General features: G+C 30.5%; 1 protein-coding gene. It reads left to right on the top strand.

Translation table 11 applies throughout. The features are described from left to right. The coding region (locus tag ADH99_RS08320; protein WP_049554506.1) for an IS3 family transposase at positions 1–580 on the top strand (580 nt) is incomplete at its 5' end. Between the last annotated feature and the right edge of the window lie 27 nt (positions 581–607).

Genomic DNA, 607 nt, shown 5'->3' with positions numbered 1-607 from the left:
CCTTATGAAATTAATGGGATTAAAGGCAATTATACGAAAAAAACGTTATCGTTATAAATCTAACTCTGAAGAATACACCGCAGCTAATATTTTAAATCGAGAATTTCAGAAAGATTACGAGCCAATGGCTCTACTATTAACGGATATCACTGAAATGAAATATGGAAAGGGAGAAAAAGCTTATTTAAGTGCAGTTTTAGATTATGGCACAAAGAAAATAGTTGCATATCAAATATCTAAACAAAATAATAATCAAATCGTTAAAGATACTTTTAATCAAATAAAGAGAAAGATAATTCCAACAAAAACAATGATTCATAGTGATCGAGGATTTCAATATACTTCTCATTTCTTTAAGCACTTTATAGAAAAAGGACAAATAACACATAGTATGTCACGTCCTGGCAGATGTATCGATAACGGACCAATTGAATCATTCTGGGGAACATTAAAGGAAGAAGTATATCGTTTATATCATTTCAAAACCTATGAGTCTCTCTTCAAGAAAGTTGAAGAGTATATCCACTTCTATAATGAGAAAAGAATTACTTTATCAATGGGGTTAAAAATCCCTGCATAAACAAAAAGACGAGTTCTTATGAACTCG

It is taken from the genome of Granulicatella sp. 572.rep1_STHE (assembly GCF_001073445.1).
Classification (GTDB): Bacteria; Bacillota; Bacilli; order Lactobacillales; family Aerococcaceae; genus Granulicatella; species Granulicatella adiacens.
This window is presented reverse-complemented; position numbering and strand designations above follow the sequence as displayed.